The sequence below is a fragment of the Ruania alba genome, assembly GCF_900105765.1.
Taxonomy (GTDB): Bacteria; Actinomycetota; Actinomycetes; order Actinomycetales; family Beutenbergiaceae; genus Ruania; species Ruania alba.
Window position 1 is genome coordinate 1,309,883 of the sequence record NZ_FNTX01000001.1, and the last position, 20,840, is coordinate 1,330,722.

At 68.4% G+C, this 20,840-nt stretch carries 13 protein-coding genes; all 13 read left to right on the forward strand.

The window, feature by feature from the left end:
• Window positions 1-14 precede the first annotated feature (14 nt).
• The gene (locus BLU77_RS06080; protein ID WP_089772135.1) at window positions 15-1,088 is read left to right on the forward strand and encodes a PhoH family protein; all 1,074 of its coding nucleotides are present in this window, start codon (window positions 15-17) and stop codon (window positions 1,086-1,088) included.
• The gene (gene ybeY / locus BLU77_RS06085) at window positions 1,085-1,537 is read left to right on the forward strand and encodes an rRNA maturation RNase YbeY (protein ID WP_089772136.1); all 453 of its coding nucleotides are present in this window, start codon (window positions 1,085-1,087) and stop codon (window positions 1,535-1,537) included. The genes BLU77_RS06080 and ybeY overlap by 4 nt, the downstream gene beginning before the upstream one ends.
• Window positions 1,534-2,469, forward strand: coding sequence for a GTPase Era (gene era, locus BLU77_RS06090; protein ID WP_089772137.1), 936 nt, complete (start codon window positions 1,534-1,536; stop codon window positions 2,467-2,469). The genes ybeY and era overlap by 4 nt, the downstream gene beginning before the upstream one ends.
• 64 nt (window positions 2,470-2,533) lie before the next feature.
• A complete protein-coding gene (locus BLU77_RS06095; protein ID WP_089772138.1) occupies window positions 2,534-4,033 on the forward strand; it encodes an alpha/beta hydrolase family protein in 1,500 nt (499 codons plus the stop codon).
• 50 nt (window positions 4,034-4,083) lie between these two features.
• Window positions 4,084-4,947 (forward strand): PP2C family protein-serine/threonine phosphatase, encoded by an 864-nt coding sequence (locus tag BLU77_RS06100; protein WP_089772139.1) that lies wholly within the window; start codon window positions 4,084-4,086, stop codon window positions 4,945-4,947.
• Window positions 4,935-6,389 (forward strand): FHA domain-containing protein, encoded by a 1,455-nt coding sequence (locus BLU77_RS06105; protein ID WP_089772140.1) that lies wholly within the window; start codon window positions 4,935-4,937, stop codon window positions 6,387-6,389. The genes BLU77_RS06100 and BLU77_RS06105 overlap by 13 nt, the downstream gene beginning before the upstream one ends.
• Before the next feature lie 5 nt (window positions 6,390-6,394).
• Window positions 6,395-7,930 carry a serine/threonine-protein kinase gene (locus BLU77_RS06110; protein ID WP_089772141.1) on the forward strand — a complete coding sequence of 512 codons (1,536 nt, stop codon included), beginning with the start codon at window positions 6,395-6,397 and terminating at the stop codon, window positions 7,928-7,930.
• A 22-nt stretch (window positions 7,931-7,952) separates the two neighbouring features.
• The gene (locus tag BLU77_RS06115) at window positions 7,953-8,666 is read left to right on the forward strand and encodes an FHA domain-containing protein (protein WP_089772142.1); all 714 of its coding nucleotides are present in this window, start codon (window positions 7,953-7,955) and stop codon (window positions 8,664-8,666) included.
• 93 nt (window positions 8,667-8,759) lie between these two features.
• Window positions 8,760-14,870 carry an Ig-like domain-containing protein gene (locus BLU77_RS06120; RefSeq protein WP_089772143.1) on the forward strand — a complete coding sequence of 2,037 codons (6,111 nt, stop codon included), beginning with the start codon at window positions 8,760-8,762 and terminating at the stop codon, window positions 14,868-14,870.
• A gap of 25 nt (window positions 14,871-14,895) precedes the next feature.
• On the forward strand, window positions 14,896-15,900 hold the full coding sequence (locus tag BLU77_RS06125) for an AAA family ATPase (RefSeq protein ID WP_089772144.1): 1,005 nt from the start codon (window positions 14,896-14,898) through the stop codon (window positions 15,898-15,900).
• Window positions 15,897-17,177 (forward strand): DUF58 domain-containing protein, encoded by a 1,281-nt coding sequence (locus BLU77_RS06130; RefSeq protein ID WP_245708690.1) that lies wholly within the window; start codon window positions 15,897-15,899, stop codon window positions 17,175-17,177. The genes BLU77_RS06125 and BLU77_RS06130 overlap by 4 nt, the downstream gene beginning before the upstream one ends.
• Window positions 17,174-19,486, forward strand: coding sequence for a transglutaminase-like domain-containing protein (locus BLU77_RS06135; protein ID WP_089772145.1), 2,313 nt, complete (start codon window positions 17,174-17,176; stop codon window positions 19,484-19,486). The genes BLU77_RS06130 and BLU77_RS06135 overlap by 4 nt, the downstream gene beginning before the upstream one ends.
• A 37-nt stretch (window positions 19,487-19,523) precedes the next feature.
• Complete coding sequence (locus tag BLU77_RS06140; RefSeq protein ID WP_089772146.1) at window positions 19,524-20,840, forward strand: nickel-dependent putative hexonate epimerase; 1,317 nt, start codon at window positions 19,524-19,526, stop codon at window positions 20,838-20,840.

The window sequence follows — 20,840 nt, forward strand, 5'->3', positions numbered from 1 at the left end:
CATCCGCCCCGCCCATGACAAGTTCCAGCTCTCCCGCCGCTGACGGTTCCGTGCGGCATCAGGTGACCATTCCCGAGCACGTGCCCATGGTCGCGTTGCTCGGTCAACGTGACGAAGTGCTCACCGCCATCGAGGCAGGTTTTCCCTCGGTGGATGTCCACGTGCGCGGCAACGTGGTCACCCTGACCGGACGCCCGGGCGACGTCGCCCTCGCCGAACGGCTCGTGGACGAGCTCAGCGAGATCGCCTCCTCGGCCACGCCGCTCACCTCGGATGCAGTGGAGCGGGCGATCAAGATCCTCACCGACAGCACCACCGATCGCCCCGCCCAGGTGCTCACGATGAACATCCTGTCCAACCGGGGCAAGACCATCCGGCCCAAGACGCTCGGACAGAAGGAGTACGTCGAGTCGATCGATCGGAACACCCTGGTGTTCGGGATCGGACCGGCCGGTACCGGGAAGACCTACCTGGCGATGGCCAAGGCGGTGCAGGCGCTGCAGGCCAAGCAGGTGAACCGGATCGTGCTCACTCGCCCCGCAGTGGAGGCAGGCGAGCGCCTCGGGTTCCTCCCCGGTTCGCTGAACGACAAGATCGATCCGTACCTGCGCCCGCTCTATGACGCGTTGCACGACATGGTGGACCCGGAGTCGATCCCGCGGTTGATGGCCGCCGGCACCATTGAAGTGGCCCCGTTGGCGTACATGCGCGGACGCACCCTCAACGATGCGTTCATCATCCTCGACGAGGCGCAGAACACCTCAGCCGAGCAGATGAAGATGTTCCTCACCCGGCTCGGTTTCGGGTCCAAGATCGTGGTGACCGGCGACGTGACGCAGATCGATCTGCCCGGTGGGGCGGACTCGGGGCTGCGGGTGGTGCAGGACATCCTCACCGATCTCGACGATGTCGCGTTCTGCCGACTTACCAGCGCCGACGTGGTGCGGCACCGGTTGGTGGCCGACATCATCGATGCCTACTCGCGGTTCGAGACGGAGCGTCCCAGTGCCTCGGCCCGCGCCGAGCACGGTGGTCGAGGCTCGCGACCCTCCCGTCCGGCACGAGGCAGCTCGGAGGGGCATCGATGAGTGTGGAGATCACCAACGAGTCCGGGCACCGCCTGGACGAGTCCGAGTTCGCTGCGTTGGCTCGGCACGTGCTCGACGCGATGCACGTGCACCCGCAGGCCGAGCTGGAGATCCGGTTCGCCGACACCGAGGTGATGTCCGAGCTGCACGTGCGGTGGATGGACGAAGACGGCCCCACCGATGTGCTCTCCTTCCCGATGGACGAGCTCCGCCCGGGTGTGGAGGGGGAGCCCAGCGCTGAGGGCATGCTCGGCTCGATCGTGGTGTGTCCGGACGTGGCTCAGGAGCAGGCGCGCACCGCCGGTCACTCGGCCGAGGAGGAGATGCTGCTGCTCGCCACGCACGGGATCCTGCACCTGCTCGGTTTCGATCACGTCGAGCCTGAGGAGGAGAAGGAGATGTTCGGCCTGCAACGCCAGCTCCTGCTCACCTTCCTGGCGGGCCGATGAGCGGCCAGATGAAGGCGCCCGACGGCGGGGCGCGCGATCACCGCGCAGGTTTCGTCTGTGTGGTGGGTCGCCCGAACGCCGGCAAGTCGACCCTGACGAACGCCCTGGTGGGGCAGAAGGTGGCGATCACCTCGGGTCGCCCGCAGACGACCCGGCACGTCATCCGCGGCATCGTGCACCGGGACGACACTCAGCTGATCCTGGTGGACACTCCTGGAGTGCACCGCCCGCGCACCCTGCTCGGGGAGCGGTTGAACGAGCTCGTGATCGGCACGCTGGCCGAGGTGGACGCGATCGCCTTCTGCCTGCCCGCTGATCAGAAGGTCGGACCGGGGGACCGGTACATCGCGGCCCGGCTCGCGGAGGCACGCACTCCCGTGGTGGCGGTGGCCACCAAGTCCGACGCCGTCGGTCGCCCGCGCCTGACCGAGCACCTGCTGCAGGTGGCCGAGCTGGGCGAGTGGGCCGACGTCATACCCGTCGCTGCCCCCACCGGGTACCAGCTGGACGAGCTCGTGGAGGTGTTCCGCAGCCACATGCCGCAGTCGCCTCCGCTGTACCCGGACGGCGAGCTCACCGACGAGCCGGAGCACGTGATGGTAGCTGAACTGGTGCGGGAGGCCGCTCTGGACGGTGTTCGTGAGGAGCTCCCGCACTCCCTGGCGGTGGTGGTGGAGGAGATCGTGCCGCGAGAGCGGCCAGCGAAGGACGGACGTGAGTTGCTGGATGTGCGGGTGAACCTCTTTGTGGAGCGAGACTCGCAGAAGGCCATCGTGATCGGCACTCGCGGTTCCCGGCTCCGTGAGGTCGGCACTCGGGCACGCCGCGGTATCGAGGCGCTGCTCGGCGCTGCGGTCTACCTGGACCTGCACGTGAAGGTGGCCAAGGACTGGCAGCGGGACCCCAAGCACCTCCAGCGCCTGGGGTTCTGACGCGAGTGTGCCCGTTCAGGCGCTTCGACGCCTGGCGCCGATCAGAGATGGATAATCTGACACGGTGAAGTACCGGAAGATCGTGGTGACGCTGGTCATCGTCATCGTCTTCGGGATGATCGGTTCGCTCAGCGGTCCCCGGTGGACACCACAGCCGCTCGAAGAGACCATCGTCCCCGAGAGCGAGGACGTGGCGATCGGTGGACCCGTGCGCACGGACCCGGTCGGTACGTATGAGATCGACCAGCAGGTCTTCGAGGTCGCTCTGGATGGCGCCCAGGTGCTGGCCACCCTGACGTTCCCCGTCGGGGCGCCGGGGGAGCGCCCCGGGATGCTCTTCATGCACGGTGCGGGCACCGGGGCGCACACCAACTTCGCCGACCAGGCGCAAGCATTGGCCAGCGCCGGCGTGTACGTGCTGGTGCCGGCGAAGCGGCTGGACACGTACACCACGGCGAGTCGGGACTACCCCGCGATGGCACAGGACTACCTGGCCTCGTGGGAGGTGCTGAGGGACTGGCCCGGGGTCGACCCGGCCCGGGTGGGCGTCTATGGGGAGAGCGAAGGGGCCTGGATCGCCCCGATCGCTGCCGTGCAACAGCCTGCGGTGGCGTTCGTGATCCTCGTTTCCGCGCCAGTGGTGGCGCCGCGAGAACAGGTGGCCTTCGCGGCGGACTCGTACCTGCGCAATGTGGGTGTGCCGGAGTCGTTGTTGCGCGCCATCCCTCGCGGAGTGGGAGCTCAGCCGCCCGGCGGGGGGTTCGAGTACGCGGACTTCGACGCTGAACCATGGCACAGCCGTGTCACTCAGCCGGTGCTGATGACCTACGGCACCGACGATCCGTCGATGCCGATCGTGCAGGGCCCGTTGGTGTTCATCGACAGCATGGCCGAGGCGGGGAACACCGACTACACGGTGCGCTACTTTCAGGGTGCGAATCACGGCCTGCGTCTCGACGGGGAGCTGGTCGAGGGGTTCGTGGACGTGCTGGCCCGTTGGACGCTGGGGCTGCCGGAGACCGCGGACGCCGAACCGAGGATCGCCGGTGCGCAGCCGGAGCAGCGCTTCCGTGCGGCACCGTTGGACCACCCACACTGGTACGCCGACGGCGACATGCTGGTCTGGACGCTCCTGGGGTCGTTCGTGCTCCTGCTGGTTGCCCCGGTGGTGTGGTTGGCGGGCCGTGGCGTGGCCCGGATCCGGGGGCGTCACCCGCACACGTTCCCACCACCGCTGGCGCGATTCACGGCCGCAGTGTCACTGAGCTCGGTGGCGATCATGGTGGTCTTCGCGGCCTACGTCGCCTATGTGGCCTCGCTGGCGCTCAACTACCGCACCGACGACCTCGTCGTGCACGGTGGTTGGATCGCCTTGCACGCGCTGGGCATCCTCACCGTCGGAGTAGGGGTGCGATCGGTGGATGCCGCTGCGAACGCGCGTCGTACGCTCGGCCGGACCGCGTTCAGCGCCAGGCAGGCGGTGATCTGGTGGAGCGCGCATCTCGGTGCGACGTCGTTGCTGATCATCGCCGCGTACTGGGGGGTGTTCCCGACCCTCTTCTGACCACCGTAGGATCGACCGCAGCTCAAGTCGGAAGGGCTGGGCGAGAAAGGATGAGCGAACCGGTGCAGGTGGCGTGGGGAGTCGGGACCGACGCAGGCGGTCGGCGTGCCGTGAACGAGGACGCCGTGCTCGCGAAGCCGCCGTTGTTCCTCGTGGCCGACGGGATGGGCGGCCACATCCACGGCGCCCTGGCGTCGGCTGCGGTGGTGCAGGCGTTCGAGGAGTTCATCGATGCCTTCGACCCGAACCACGAGGTCCGTCCGGACCAGGTGCAACAGGCCATTCGGGCGGCGCAGGATCGGATGCGGCTGGCGCTCCAGGGGGAGGTCGATTCCGAGGGGGTGCCGGTCACGGCTGGCAGCACCGTCTCCGGGGCGCTGATCACGGTCCACGAGGGGGCACCGTTCTGGCTGGTGTTCAATGTCGGCGACTCGCGGGTGTACCGGTACTCCGATGACGCCCTGACCCAGATCAGCGTCGATCATTCGCTCGTGCAGGAGATGGTGGACTCGGGTGCCATCGACGACGTGACCGCGCGGCACCATCCGCAGCGCAACGTCATCACCCGGGCCGTGGACACTCACACCGATGCCGAGGCCGATTTCTGGCGGCTCCATGCCGGTGCCCGGGACAGGTTGGTGATCTGTAGCGACGGCCTGAGCGGCGAGCTCACCGATGCCGAGATCGCGACCGTGCTCGCCGAGGAATCGTCGGCGACGGCGGCAGCGGAACGTCTGCTGAACGGTGCGGTCGCCGAGGGAGCTCGGGACAATGTCTCGGTGATCGTGGTGGATCTGGAAGGAGCGGACATCTCGATGACGGCGCCTCGAACGCGCACGGAGGACGACTTCGCCGATACGGTGCCCAGAGGGAAGCGGCTCACGCAGGAAGGGGAGGCGTCATGGCAGCAGTGACTCAGGTTCAGGCGCGCTATCTGACCGGATCATGGTCGGCGATCGTGACCAACGCTGGTGCGGCCCTGCTGCACCCGTCATTCAGCTCCGTGCATGTGCGCACTCTCTGGGATGCGATGGCGGGTGGTCGTCCGCTCAGCTCCTGGCTGGAGATTCTGGCCGGCGGTGGCCTCACCAGCCTCGCCGACTTCGCCCTCGTGGAGCGGTCCGGCGATCAGTTGCGCGTGCTGGTTCGTGGTGGTGCCGTGGTCGTCTGCGGTGAGGAGTCGTTGCGGGCCCAAGGGATGAGCACCTGGCGCGAGGCTGTGCTTCCTGCGGAGGACTTCCGGCTCGAGTCGGGTACAGCCGACGGCGGACGGCACCTGGAGGAGGATGGCTTGCCCTGGTCCCTGGGTGTCGTGGCGGCCGATGCCGTCGGTGTTGCGACGGCGGAACCGGGCGATGTGCGCCCCGCCGGAGCGGCGGCGCCGGTCGTTGCCCCGGTTGCCGCGGAGCCCGAAGCATCACCGGTGGTGCCTGACATGCCCGAGCCGGTGGTCGAGATGGAGCCGGAGGAGCCGTCCTCGCCATCGGCGGACGAGCCCGAGCCTGAGGTCGTTCCCGAGCCGGAGACAGGCCCGGAGCCGCAGGAAGAGCCCGTCGTAGAGCCCGAGCCCGAGCCCGAGTCCGAGCCTGAGCCTGAGTCAGCGGTCGAGGAGGAGGTGTCCGAGGCGACGGTGCACCCCTCGGTCGAACCGGCACCCGAGCCACCGAGCGGCATCATCGACTCGGTGCCGTGGACCGTCGCGGACGCTGCACGGCAGGGCAGCCTGGAGCCCGAACCGCACGCTCCGGACGCTGGCGGGATGGGTGGTGACGCCATTGGCAGCGGGGCCGCGGACATCGACGAACACACGGTGCGTGTGCCGTTGCGCGGACGTGGAGGGGGGCAGCAGGATGACGCCCCCGCGGCTGCACCCACGGGGGGCGGTGACCTCGAGGGTGATCACGACGGGTCCACCGTGATGGTTTCGGACCTGGCGAGCATGCGCGACGCCACGATCGTGCCCGGCACCGGTGAGCCGGACGACCTCACCGGTTCTCCACCGGGCGACGCTCTCGGCATCCTCGCACTCTCCACGGGTGCGCGGATCCCGCTGGACCGGCCGGTGCTGATCGGACGGGCACCCGAGTCGAGCCGGTTCGGGGTGAATGTGGAACCGCGCCTGGTCACGGTGCCCAGCCCCGAGCAGGACATCTCCCGGACGCATGTTGAGCTGCGAGTCGAAGGTGACCACCTCCTGGTGACCGATCTGAACTCCACGAACGGAACGATCGTGGTCATCCCGGGCGGACAGCCGCGACGGCTGCACGCCGGCGAAGCGGTGCCGGTGCCCACCGGTACCGTCATCGATCTGGGCGATGGGATCTCCGGCACCATCGAAGCGCCGGAGCAGGCCTGAGCGACGTGGCGCGACGACCTCCTTCCCGGCCCCCGGAGATTCCGGGGTACACCCACGATCGCTTGCTCGGCAGCGGTGGTTTTGCTGACGTCTTCCTTTACCACCAGCACATGCCCCGTCGCGAGGTGGCGGTCAAAGCCCTGTTGGCGAGCGCCGTCACGGACGACGGGCTGGAGCAGTTCACGGCCGAGGCGAACCTCATGGCCCAGCTCTCCACCCACCCGTCGATCGTCACCGTCTTCCACGCGGCCACCACCGAGGACGGCCGCCCGTACCTCGTCATGGAGTACTGCCCACGCCCGAACCTCTCGGTGCGCTACCGCAACGAGCGGATCGGGGTGGCTGAAGGGTTGCGGATCGCCGTGCGCCTGGCTGGTGCCGTGGAGACGGCTCACCGGGCCGGCATCCTGCACCGGGACATCAAACCAGCGAACGTCCTGACCACCGCCTATGGGTGGCCGGCACTCACAGACTTCGGCATCTCCGTGGCGACCGGCACGAGTGCGGCGGAGGACACCGAGCAGGCCGGTATGTCGATCCCGTGGGCGGCGCCGGAGTTCTTTGCCGACGACGCCCCCCGCGGGGTGCCGGCGGACGTCTACGCGTTGGCTGCCACGATCTACACCCTGCTCGCGGCGCGATCGCCGTTCGAGCTCCCCGGCCGGTCCAACACGGCGCTCGATCTGATCACCAGGATCGAGCGGGACCGGGTGCCGCCGATCGGACGCGACGATGTGCCCGCCTCGTTGGAAGCCGTCCTCGCGCGGGGAATGGCCAAGGATCCGGCACAACGCTACGGCTCGGCGGCGGAGTTCGCCCGTGCCATCCATCAGGTGGAGCAGGAGTTGCACCTGACACCGACCGCCCTCGACATCCCGGACACCTCCTGGATGGACGGGCCGGCAGACGGCGACGACGGCGAACAGACCCGGGTTCGTTCGATCAGCACCGTGCCGCAACGCGGGCCCGTTCAGGACGACGCCACTCGGCTGCGCGGGGTGGCCTACGCCGCGCCTGAGGCGCCCAGTGCCGCCGAGCAGGCTCCCGCACCGGCCGACCCCGCGGTGCCCGACCCCGCAGTGCCCGCCTCGGCGGCCGGGGACGGCTCGCGCCTGCGTCCTCGTACCCGGACAGCCCTCATCGCCTCGGCCGCGGCAGTGCTCGTGGCAGGCACGGTCACGGTGATCGCCTACGGGGCGCTGAACTCGGGGACACCGATCGACCCGACCGAGCCCACCACCGAACCGATCACCGCGCCGACGGTGACGACGCGTGCGGCGCCCCCACCGCCGGAGGGCCTCACCTTGGAGCGGGACGGCGGCGACGTGCACGCGGCCTGGAGCGTTCCCGAATACGATGGCGAACTGGAGTACGCCTACCAGGTGACCGAAGGGGACTCGGCAGGGGGCCTCACCTCGGTCGGTTCGACCACGTCCGTCGCGATCGAGGACGGAGCCGACCGGGTGTGCATCCTGGTGGTGAGCATCAACGAGGACAGGCAGTTCTCGGACGAAGCAGACAGTCCGCAGGAGTGCGTATGAGGTGGCAGGGAGGAACACGGACATGAACGTCCAGGTGGAGTTCTGTGGGGAATGGTTCGACGTCGTCGACGGGCAGACGTTCCAGATCGGTCGTGAGGGTGACCTCGAGATCGACGACAATCCCTACCTGCACCGTCGGTTCCTGACCATCTCCTTCCACGACGACCTGTGGTGGCTGGAGAATGTGGGTAGCCGCATCTCCGCCACCGTGGCCGACTCGGACGGCAACATGCAGGCGTGGCTGGCGCCGGGCGCCCGACTCCCGCTGGTGTTCGCGCACACCTCTGTGCTGTTCACCGCTGGCCCGACCACCTACGAGCTCGGCATCGTGGGAGACTCGCCCAGCTTCGAGGCGTCCTCCCCGTCGACCACTCAGGTGGGGGAGACCACCATCGGCCCGGTCACGATGACGGAGACGCAGAAGCTGCTCGTGATCGCCCTCGCCGAGCCGGTGCTTCGGGGACGCGGCTCGACCGCCTCCATCCCCACCTCGGCACAGGCAGCGGCCCGCCTCGGCTGGGCCATCACCCGCTTCAACCGCAAACTCGACAACGTCTGCGAGAAGCTCTCCCGGTTCGGGGTCCGTGGACTCCGCGGCGCCCCTGGGCAGCTGGCGGTGAACCGGCGGGCACGCCTGGTGGAGCACGCGGTCGCGTCCCGGCTGGTGGTCGCCGCAGACCTGGAGCTGCTGGAGGCCAACGCCGAACGGGCCGCCGCCGAGGACGAGAACGACTGACCGACCCGGATGGGGAGTTCTCTCCCTCGGAAGATCGCTGAGGAGAAAGTAAACTGTGCGGCGGGATCTGCTGCGTAACGAGTTGGGGACATCGTGACTTGGAAGGCTGGGCTGCGCCGGAACCGGCGCACCGTGGCCAGTGCGACCGTGATGTCGCTCGTGCTCGGGACGGTCGTCGCGCTCAGCCTCAATTACGAGGGAGTCGCCACCGCCGACGTCGATCTGAACGACGGTGGGGTGTGGGTCTCGAACAACGAGTCCATCCTGGTGGGCCGGCTGAACTATCCGGTGGAGGAGATCGACGCCACCCTGGCGGCGTTGAGCCAGGACGTCGACCTTCTGCAGCGTGAGGAAACGGTCCTGATCCGCGATCGTGCCGGGAACACCCTGCAGCAGGTGGACCCGGTGTCGGTGGGCGTCCGAGGCTCGGCCGTGCCGTTGCCGACCGGGTCGGACGTGCAGCTCGGCGACAACACGGTCGGCGTGCTCGTGGAGGAGACCGGTGAGTGGCGCGTCCTGGCCCTGAACCAGTTGAACGTGCTGGCCGAGGCGGCTGAGGAGCCGCAGGCGGTGCTGGGTGAGGGGGCGGCCCAGGCGATCGCCGACGACGGCACGGCCTATGGTCTCGACGTGGCGGACGGCGAACTGGTCACCTTCCCACCGGGAAACCGTGAGGAACCCGAGGTCACCGAGTTCGACCCGGGACTGTTTGCCGACACCACCACCCAGCTCACCGTTGTCGGGGACCAGCCGGTGGCCCTGGCCTTCGACCCCACCACCGAGGACCTCACCGTGGTCCGGCCTGGCGAGGATCCTGTCTCGCTCACCGGCCTGGACGTCGACGGTGCCTCTGCTCGCCTGCAGGCGCCCAGCCGCGACGGTGACAAGGTCGCAGTGGCGACCTCTGATGCGTTGATCACCGTTCCCCTCGACGGGTCCACCCCGAAGGTACATCGATCGCCGGCGGCCGGTGATCCGGCACAACCGGTGCAGGTGGCCGGGTGCGTGCACAGTGCCTGGGCAGGTGGCCCCTCGGGCTATCTGCGCCAGTGCGGCGACGCCGTGCCGGAGGTGCTGGAGGTTCCGGGCGCGACCGGTGGCGACCTGGTGTTCCGGGTGAACCGCCACTATGTGGTGCTCAACGAGCTCGCTTCCGGCAATTCCTGGATGGTGGAGGATGCGCTGATCCTGGTGGACAACTGGGAAGACGCGACACCGCCGACTGATCAGGAGGAGGAAGAGGAGGAGCAGTCCCAGGACCTCGAGGAACGTGAGGTCGAGCTGGACCGGGACGCGGAGAATCGTCCACCGGTGGCCCAGGACGACCAGTTCGGCGCCCGGGCCGGCCGGGTCGTGGTGCTGCCCGTCCTGCGGAACGACTCCGATGCCGACGGCGATCTGCTGACGGCGTCGGTGAGCGAGGCCATTCCCGAGTCCTTCGGCTCGGTGGAGGCCGTTCACGGCGGCCGTGCGATCCAGATTCGAGTGAGCCCGGATGCCTCCGGCCGTACCTCGTTCCAGTACACGGCCGACGACGGTCGTGGTGGTACCGATAGTGCGACCGTCCGGCTTGAGGTCGTGCCCTCGGGGACGAACAACCCGCCGGAGCAGCAGGGCGATCCCATCACCGCGCAGATCGCTGTCGGTGAATCGGTCGAGGTGAACGTCCTCGAGAGCGTGATCGACCCGGACGGGGACGCGTTGTTCCTGGCAGGGACCACCGACGCTGCCGGGCTGCAGGTCCGTCCGCAGCCGGACGGCACTGTCTCGATCACCCATCCCGGGGGATCCACCGGGATCAAGTCCGTCTTCGTGCAGGTCACTGACGGTCGAGCGAGTGCGGACGTGCAGATCGATGTTGAGGTCCTGCCCGATGCGGCGCAGCCACCGACGGCCGTCTTCGACTACGCCACGACGTTCGTGGACCAGACCATCGAGATCAACCCGATCGCGAACGATCTGGATCCGAACGATCGGCCGCTGCGGCTCGCGAACGTGCGATCCGCCGAGGGTGCGACGGTACGTCAGCAGGATTCGACCTTCACCTTCTCGGCGTCCTCGGCCGGGGACTACTACCTCGTGTACGTCGTGGCCGACGATGACGGGCTCTCCGCCACGGGTCTGGTGCGGGTGCGGGTGCTCGCGCCGGAGAACCAGGACCCGATCGCAGCCTCGGACACGGCCTTCCTGCCATCGGGGGGAACCACACTGGTGGACGTCCTCGCCAACGATGAGGACCCGGCCGGAGGTGTGCTCGGTGTGCAGCAGATCGACGTGCCATCGGGACTTGGCCTGCGTGTCGCCGTGCTGGAGCACCGGATCCTGCGGATCAGCACCGACCGCACCTTGAACGAGCCCGTCACCATCTCCTACACGGTCTCCAACGGCACACGCTCCGCCGAGGGTGAAGTCCTGGTGCAGCCGATGGCGACCGAGAGTGGCACCCGTGCACCGGTCGCGGTGCAGGACGAGACCCGAGTACGGGCCGGGGACCATGTGACGATCCCGGTGCTGAGCAACGACACGCACCCGAACGGCTTCGAGTTCACCCTGGACCCGGAGCTGTCGGAGGAACCACAGGCGGGGCTGATGTTCACCGCCGGTGAGGTGATTCGGTATCAGGCGCCGCAGGAAGCCGGGACCTACACCGCGGTGTACTCGATCACCGACGAGTACGGACGCGAGGACTCGGCAACCATCCGCGTGCATGTCCAGGCGCGAGCGGAGGGCGCGAACACTCCGCCGGAGCCCCGCGATGTGGACACCCGGGCGTTCTCCGGTGAGCGGATCCGGATTCCGATCGAGTTGTACGGGATCGATCCGGACGGGGACTCGGTGCAGCTGCTCGGGGTGGACGAGCCACCAGCTCTTGGGCGGATCGTCGAGGTGGGTCCCAGTTATATCGACTATCAGGCGTTCACCGATTCGGCCGGCCCGGACCAGTTCACCTACACGGTGCGGGACCGGATGGGCGACATCGCCGACGCGCAGGTGTCGGTGGGGGTGATCCCCCCACCGGGCGAGAACCGGTCCCCGGTTGCCGTCGACGACGAGATCGAGGTGCCTCCGAACCGTCCGGTCGAGGTGGATGTCCTTGCGAACGACACGGACCCGGATGGTGACCTGCTCACCTTCGACAACCCGGTGGTTTCCGAGAGCGCGGTCGAAGATGTCGGTAGCCGGGACGGGAAGCTGACGTTCACCTCTCCCGGCAACGCCGGGGAGCATCTCGTGACCTACCACGTGACGGACCTGCACGGTGGCACTGCGAGTGGGCTGCTGACGGTGACCGTGGATCCGGACAGCCCACGGCTGCCCCCTGTCGCCGTCGACGATGTGGTGCCGCCGTCAGCGATCCTCGAGCAGGACGAGGTCGAGGTGCAGGTGCTGCCGAACGACACCGACCCGGACGGCAGTGTCGAGGCCCTCACCGTGGATGTTCCGGACGATCAGGAGAATGCGCGCTCCGACGACGGGGAGACGGTGACGGTGACCCTGGCGCCGACCCGTCAGGTGGTCACGTATCGGGTGACTGATGAGGATGATCTGACGTCGTATGCGTTCATCGAGGTGCCTGGGACCGAGGACACCGGTCCGGTGCTGCGCCCGGGTACTGAGGTGATCGAGGTGCTCGCCGGGGAACCGGAGACCATCGAGATCAATGACTACGTGGTGGCGCTCAGTGGCCAGCCGGTGCAGCTGTCGGACACGGCCGGTGTGCGGGCGACGAACTCTGACGGGTCCTCGCCCGTGCAGGACGGTGACACTCTGCAGTACACCTCGGACCCGAACTATGTCGGTCCTGCCACGATCACCTTTGAGGTGACCGATGCTGAGGACATCAATGACGATGACATCCTGACGTCGGTGCTGACGTTGGACATCATGGTGGTCTCGAACGAGAACCAGCCCCCGCGGATGCGGGACGGTTCGGTGGAGGCCGAGCAGGGTGGCGAGGCGGTCACCCTGGACATCGCCCGGCTGGCGGAGGATCCGGATGGGCGGTCCACCGATCTGGAGTATCGGATCGCGGAGGAGGCCGACGGTTTCGAGGCGAGCCTGGAGGACTACATCCTGACCGTCACCGCCGATGAGGACACCCCGGCCGGGTCCTCGCAGGACCTGGTGATCGAGGTGACCGACGGAGAGAGCGACCCGGTTCGAGCCGTGATCTCTCTACGAGCCACGGCGAGCAACAGGCCTCTGATCTCCACGAACTCCGACGACGTCGGGGAGGTGCATCAGGGCAGCTCGGTCAGTGTGCCGGTGCTGGAGAACGACTCCAACCCGTTCCCCGGCGAGCCGCGCGAGATCCTGTCGGTCGCGATCAGTGACGGGAACGGCACGGTGTCCGTCGAGGGTGATCAGGTGGTGCTGACCCCCGCAGCCGACTTCGTCGGACGTCTGACGGCCACGTACACGGTGGTGGATGTGACCGGTGAGCCCGACCGGGCGGTCGAGGGGCAGATCACCGCCGCGGTGCTCGGCGTACCGGAGGCACCGACGATCCCGCTGATCGAGGACGTCGCCAATCGTGAGGTGACGCTGAGCTGGACCGCGCCGGAGGACAATGGCGCATCGATCAGCGGCTACACGGTGACCTACGGCAGCGGCTCGCAGGCATGCCCGACGACCACCTGCACCATCACCGGCCTGGCCAACGGCACCACCTACACCTTCACGGTCACGGCCGCCAACGAGGTCGGGGACTCCCCGGCGAGCCCCGCCTCGGCCGAGGCCACCCCGGACGTGCGCCCGGAGGCACCGGGTGCTCCGACCGTCGAGTTCGGTGACGGGGAGTTGGATGTCACCTGGAACACCCCACGGAACGAAGGCACACCGATCACGCACTATGACGTGCAGATCTCCCCGGCCGACGGTGCAGGTCAGCAGCAGGTGAACCAGACGTCGATGACCTGGGACGGGCTCACCAACGGGCAGGACTACACCTTCCGGGTGCGCGCGCTGAACGACGCTCCCGACCCCGGTGAGTGGTCCGAGTGGTCCGCGCCCGAGCATCCGTCCGGGCCACCTGCGCGACCTGCTGCACCGCGCACGACGCGCATCGACGACTCTGCCGGCGGTCGCCTCCAGGTGGAGTGGACCGCGCCGAACAACAACGGGGCAGCGATCCAGTCCTACGAGCTGCGCATGTACAAGGACGGGGCTCTCGCGCAGACCTTCACACCGGGTGGTGGACAGACGTCGCGTGAGGTGCAGGTGCAGAACGGGCACGATTATCACTTCACCCTCGTGGCTCTCAACCGGTCCGGCAACTCCGAGACCTCTCCTGCCTCGAATGAGGTGCGCTCCTTCGGGGCCCCCGGGCAGACCACAGGGGTCAGCGGTGAACCGACCGGGAACGACAACGAGGCGAGGATCTCGTACACGGCGCCGAACAACAACGGCCAGGCGATCAGCCGATATGAGTACCGGTTGAACGGCGGGTCGGTGCAGAACCTGCCTAGTGGCAATCCGAGCACCATCTCCGTTCCGCGGGACGGCCAGAACTACCGCGCCGAGGTGCGCGCCTGCAACACCTATTGCGGGCAGTGGAGCCAGCCCTCGGCGGCGTTCTCCACCTACGGACCGCCGGGTGAACCAAACGTGACGTCGTCGGCCAACGGTCGTGAAGTGACGTTCTCGTGGACCCCGCCTGGCGGGAACGGTGCCACCATTGAGCGCAGCCAGTTCCGCATCTGGAACGACGGATCCTGGAGTGACTGGCGCAACGCGAACCCCTCCGACTCGGTGAGTCGCACGGGCAGCTGGGAGGAGGAGTACCGCGTCCGCGTTCGGGTGGTGAACAATCACGGCCAGCAGAGTTCCGTCGTGCAACGGACTCGCAGTGCCGAGGCTGATCCCAACCCACCGCCCCCACCCGACCCGCCACGGATGTGGGTCACCCAGGGCCGCCAGATCAACTGTGACAGCGGTGGGTCCGGGTGCCGCACACTACAGCTGAACTGGTCGGACATTCCGGGCGGCGACCGAGGCAACTACGACGTCTCCTTCTCGATCACTGGCGACAGCTGTGGTGGCTTCTCCCGGAGCGGGTACACCGAGAACGTCAACTCCGCGAACGGCAACACCGAGATCGGCCACGCGGGCTACACGCCACCGCACTTCGGGGCGAACTGTGGGGGCACCGTCAACCTCACGATCAGCCCGAACGGCCACTACGCACAGAACTCGTCGTGGTGAGCCACGACCTCAGAGGAAGGCACCGATGACCGCCACCAGCACTGCACCTGCGCAGCTCACGCCCGACCAGGCCGCCTGGTTCTCGGAGACCTTCGAGCGCATGGTCAGCAACGTCTCCGCCGCTGTGCTGGGCAAGTCGCACGTGGTGCGCCTCGCCTTCACCTGTCTGCTCTCCGGCGGTCACATGCTCCTCGAAGACTTCCCGGGCACCGGAAAGACGTCGCTGGCGCGGTCCCTGGCGGCCACGGTGCAGGCCAGCCACAGCCGGATCCAGTTCACCCCGGACCTGCTGCCCTCGGACGTCACGGGCGTGACGATCTACGACCAGGCGACGAAGGAGTTCCAGTTCCACCAGGGCCCGATCTTCGCCTCGGTCGTCCTGGCTGACGAGATCAACCGGGCCTCCCCGAAGACGCAGTCCGCCCTGCTGGAAGTGATGGAGGAGGGGCGGGTCACCGTGGACGGTGAGCCGCACAGCGTGCCGCAGCCGTTCATCGTGCTCGCCACCCAGAACCCGATCGAGCAGGCGGGTACCTACAAGCTGCCCGAGGCCCAGTTGGACCGGTTCCTGATGCGGTCCTCGCTCGGTTACCCCGACTCGGAGGCGACGGTGCGGATCCTGGCGGGCTCCGCCGTCCGGGATCGTGCCAGCACCCTGAGCCCGGTGATTGCCGGCGCCGCCGTGACCGACATGGCGAACCTGGCCTCCGCCGCCCATGTGGACTCGGCGATCCTCGGCTACGTCACGACCATCACCGAGGCCACCCGCACCGCGCCGGAGGCCGCCCTCGGTGTCTCCGTCCGTGGCGCGCTGGCGCTGGTGCGCTGTGCGAAGACGTGGGCGGCGGCACACGGACGGCACTACGTGATTCCCGACGACATCAAGGCCCTGGCCGAGCCCGTGCTCGCGCACCGGATCGTCCTGGACGCCGAGGCCGAGTTCGAGGGTGCTGATCCTGCCGCCGTGATCTCCCGGATCGTCTCCGAGGTGGCTCCGCCCACCCAGCGAGGTGCCGCGACACCGTCATGACCATCCCGACAAGAGAGCGTTCCGGCGCATCGCGGGGGAACGTCGGCATCACCAGGCTCGGTCTGAGCACCAGCTCGGTCACCCGTGCCGTGGACTCCCTACGCGGATCGATGCGGCGCACCACCTCCGTGCTCAGTTGGATCACGTGGGCTGCCTGGGTCCTGCTCGCGCTCGGTGGGATCGCATGGATCGCTGGAGTGGTGCTCGGCTGGCTGGAGCTGGTGGTGCTCGGCGCTGCCCTGGTGGCCACCTTCGTGGTGTGCGGGTTCTTCGCGATCGGTCGCCATCCGTATGCCATCACGCTGCGACTCCGCGACGGACGCGTCGTCGCGGGCGAGCGTGCGATGGGCGGCATCGAGGTGCGCAACACCGGATCCGCGCCCGTGATGCCCGCCCGGATGGAGCTGCCCGTGGGGCCCAGCCTGGCCCGTTTCGCGCTCCCTGCACTCGGACCGGGGGGCGAGCACGACGAGCTGTTCGCCATCCCGACCGAACGTCGTGCGGTGCTCGTGGTGGGGCCGGTGCGTTCGGTGCGCGGCGACCCGTTCGGGCTGATCCGTCGCGCGGTGCAGTGGACCGAGCCGCAGGAGCTCTACGTCCACCCCCGCACGGTGACTCTGGGATCGGCATCGGCCGGGTCCTTGCACGACCTCGAAGGGCTCGCCTCCAAGGACGTCACCAACAGCGACCTCTCCTTCCACGCCCTGCGTGAATATGTGCCCGGCGATGACCGGCGCTACGTGCACTGGCGGTCCTCCGCCCGCGTGGGCGAACTAATGGTGCGCCAGTTCGAGGAGACCCGGCGCACGCACCTGGTCACCGCGTTGTCCGTGCACGGGCACGACTACGAGGACGAGGACGAGTTCGAACTGGCCGTGAGTGTGGTCGGATCGTTGGGGCTGCACACCTTGCGCTCGGAGTCCGAGCTCAGTGCCATCACCCAGCTCGGCGCGATCGGCACCCGGAGCCCGCGCGACCTGCTGGATTCGCTCACCCGGATGGACACCGTGCGCCGGCCGGGCCGGCTGCCGGATCTCGCCCGCGTGGTGACCAGGGATGTCACCCGCGCGACCGTGGCGATCCTGGTGTGCGGCGGGGGAGTCGGGGCGGACCAGCTGCGCGCCGCAGGGGCGGTGCTCCCCGTCGGTGTGCGTGCGTTGGCTGTGCAGTGCCGGAGCGGTGTGGACTTCTCCGCCCATCGCCTGGGTGCGGTGACCGTGCTGGAGCTGGGCCGGCTGGAGGACCTGCCTCGAGGGTTCCGGAGGCTGCAACGGTGAAGGAGACGCGCAGGGGACGCCGTCAGCAGGAGGCGGCCCAGAAGGCGGCACGTGTCGCAGGTGCCCGCACGGCCAACGCGGAGGGCGGTGCTGGTGCTGCGCACGTGCTGCGCCGGTTCCGTTCCTGGTGGACGATCGCCCGCGGGGTGAACACACTGGTGCCGATGGTGCTGCTGATGGTGGCGCTGCTGCCGTTGGATGCCGTCTACCTGGACCGCGGGTTGTACGTGACGATCCTCGGAGGGCTGATCCTGGGTGCCGCGATCGCGGTCACGGGCGCCGTCTTCCGGCTCGGGATCATCACGATGACCTCGGTGGCGGTGGTGGTCTTCTTCCTGTGTGGCGCTCTTGCAGCACCGGGCAGCGCCCTGCTCGGTGTGCTCCCGACGCCGACCACCTGGCAGCTGATGGGGATCGGCGTGGTGACCGTGTGGAAGCAGGTCCTCACCGTCACCCCGCCGTTGGGCGCGATCGGTGCCGTGCTGCTGCTGCCGTACCTCCTCTCCTTCCTCGGTTCGCTCCTGGCCGTCACGATCTCCCTGCGGGCCCGGCACTACAGCCTGATGCTGGTGATCCCGCCGTTGGTCCTGGTGGCCGCCATCCTGTTCGGTACCCACCTGTCCGTGCTCGCCGGGGTGATCGGGGTGCTCGGCGCGGTGGTCGCTCTCGTCTGGGTGGCGTGGCGCGCTGGGCGACTGGAGCTGCACCGGGTGCTCGCCATCGCGATCGTGCTGGCTGTGGCTGCAGTCGGTGGCACCGCCGCATCGATGCTGGCGCCCCCGGAGAACACCCGGGTGGTGCTCCGTGACTATGTGGAGCCACCACCGGATCCGCGTGATCTGCCCAGTCCGCTCGCCGGTTTCCGGACCTATGCCGATCGGCTCAGTGACGAGGAGTTGTTCACCGTGACCGGCGTGCCGGGCGAGGAGACCTTACTGCGGGTCGCGGCGTTGGACTCCTACGACGGCACGGTCTGGAACGTGACCGGAGCCTCCACCCCGGGCACGGGGGTGTTCCGGCGCATCGGCGAACGGATCGAGGTGGAGGTGCCGCCGGGTGCCTACACGCTGGACGTGAGCGTGGATGCCTACTCGGATGTGTGGGTGCTCAACGGTGGCGGCAGCGCCGACGTGACGTTCACCGGCGGCGATGTGGCCGACCTGACCGAGACGTTCTACTACAACACCGTGACCGACACCGGCCTGGTCACGGCTCGGCTGGACCGCGGCGACCAGTTCCAGGTGGTGGCTGACCCGGCCGCGCAGGCCGAGCCGACGAACGTCACCGAGCTCCTCGTCAGCGAGATCGATCTGCCGGAGCCGCGCGGAGTGCCGGACACTGTGGGCAGCCTCGCGGGCCAGTGGGCGGACGGTGCCGACTCCCCGTATGCGGCGATCGAGGCGGTCGCCGCTTCCCTGCGCAACGGCGGGTTCTTCTCGCACGGATTGGAGGGGGAGACGACGTCCCGGCCCGGGCACGGCTCTGCTCGCCTCGCGCAGATGCTCGACGGCGAGGAGATGGTCGGTGACGAGGAACAGTACGCCGCGGTCATGGCCCTGATGGTGCGTTCGCTGGGCTATCCGGCACGTGTGGTGATGGGTTTCGAGACCACCGATGCCGGCACGGTCACCCTCACCGGGGATGACATGATCGCCTGGGTGGAGGTCCCGTTCGAGGGGGTCGGGTGGGTGCCGTTCTTCCCGACCCCGCCGGAGGACCAGATCCCGCAAGAGGAGACACCCGAGAAGACCGACCAGCCGCAACCACAGGTGTTGCAGCCGCCCCCGCCGCCGCGTGAGCCGCCAGAGGTGCCGCCGCAGGATCGCGATGACGCCGACGTGGACGCCTTCGGGCGAGAGAAGGCGGTGACGCCGAACCCGGTGATGATCGGGCTGGTCGCAGCCTCGGTCCCGCTGGTGCTGGTCGGTGTGCCGGTGCTGCTGATTGCGATGCTGAAGGCGTTCCGTCGCTCCCGCCGCCGCACCCGTGGGACCCCGCACGAACGGCTCGCCAAGGGGTGGGATGAGGTGCAGGACCAGATGCTCGACCTCGGTGTGGCGGTCCCTCGCGGGCAGACCCGCCGGGAGTCGGCCACGGGCTTGGCCGAGCAGTTCCCGAACGCGGGTGTGCTGGTGCTGGCCGAGCGTGCCGACGAGGCGGTCTTCGCACCGGTGAACCCCGGGGACGAGCACGTCGGCAGTTATTGGGACGAGGTGCGACGCAGCCTGCGGAGGGTGCGGGACGCCGTCGGGTGGAAGGCTCGGCTACGAGCCCTGGTGTCGTGGCGGTCGCTGCGGCGCCGGCACTGAGTCGAGCCGGCAGAGCGCGGCGGATAGGGTCAGGGTCATGGTCTGGTTCTCCCATGAAGACACGTCGATCGATCGGCCGACGATCGAGGCGCTCTGCGACCGCCTCGTGGACGAGGCGAAGAAACGTCTGGGCATCTCCGAGCTGCGTCGGGTGCTGCTGCTACCGCCGGACATTACCCGGGCGCATGCGGGCGTGGGCTGGATGACGGAGCATCTCTACCATCGGCTCGACGGAGCCGGGGCCGAGGTGCACGTGATCCCCACCCTGGGCCAGCACGTCCCGCACTCGGCGCAGGAGAACACGTGGATGTTCGGGTCGATCCCGAACGAGCGGATCCACGCCCACGACTGGAAGAACGGGGTCACCCACGTGGGGACCGTGCCGGCCGAGGTCGTGGCCGAACGCACCGGGGGAGCGGTCACCTGGGAGATGCCGATCGACTTGAACACGATGACGGTCACCGAGGACTGGGACCTGATCATCAACGTCGGTCATGTGGTGCCGCACGAGGTGCTCGGATTCGCCAATCACAACAAGAACTACTTCATCGGCCTCGGTGGCAAGCGCACCCTCGGTGCTGCACATATGGCCTCGGCCGTGTACGGGATCGAGAACAATCTCGGCAACTTGCTCACCCCGGTGCGGGCCTGCTTCAACTGGGCCGAGGAAGAGTTCCTCGCCGATCTGCCGGACGTGTACCTGCAGGTGGTGATGGCCTACGACGACGGCGGCTCGCTCGTGCACACCGGCGTGTACGTGGGTGACGGCCTGGACACCTACTACAGCGCCGCACGAGCCAGCATGGCGCAGAACATCACGGCCTTCGACGAGCCGGTGGACAAGATCGTCGCCGTGATGCAGCCCGACGAGTTCCACGCCACGTGGGTGGCGAACAAGGCGGTCTACCGCACCCGGATGGCGATGGCCGACGGTGGTGAGCTGGTCATCATCGCGCCCGGTGTGGAACGGTTCGGTGAGCAGCCCGAGGTGGATGCCCTGATCCGCAAGTACGGGTACCTGAGCAAGCACGAGGTGCTCGAGAAGTACGCCACCGAAGCCGATATGCAGGACATCCCGCATGCGACCGCCCACCTGGTGCACGGCAGCGCCGAGGGCCGGTTCCGGATCACCTATGCCCCGGGCAAGCTCACCCAGGAAGAGGTGGAGTCCGTCGGCTACGGCTATCTCGATATCGAGGAGGCGTTGCGCCGGTACGACCCGGCCGTGATGAAGGACGGGTGGAACACGATGCCCGACGGCGAACGTGTCTTCTTCATCTCCACCCCGTCCGCCGGGCTGTGGTCCACCAGCGACCGGTTGGCCTCCCGCGCCGACCACGAGATGCACGACTAG